Genomic DNA, 287 nt, shown 5'->3' with positions numbered 1-287 from the left:
AAAAATCTGAATTGTTGTTTGTGAGCAGTTCGTATTTATATAAATTGGTGCATGAATTTCCTGAATTTGCCAAAATTTATACGGAAATTCTCGAACTTGTATTTGTTGTTGCACAAAAAAGAATCTACGGTTTTCAAGGTTTTGATGCCATGGAAAAAGTGAAATGGGTAATAAAAAATCAACCACAATTACTACTTCGGGTATCCAATAAAATGGCTGCTTCCTACTTGGGTTTATCACCTTCTACACTTAGCCGAATAAAATCAAAATTATAAATGTGTTGCTCT

General features: G+C 32.4%; 1 protein-coding gene. It reads left to right on the top strand.

The genetic code is table 11. The features are described 5' to 3' along the window. The coding region (locus tag AC23MC_RS16470; protein WP_487570660.1) for a cyclic nucleotide-binding domain-containing protein at positions 1–275 on the top strand (275 nt) is incomplete at its 5' end. Between the last annotated feature and the right edge of the window lie 12 nt (positions 276–287).

The organism is Flavobacterium sp. T50_26, from assembly GCF_057652995.1.
This window is presented reverse-complemented; position numbering and strand designations above follow the sequence as displayed.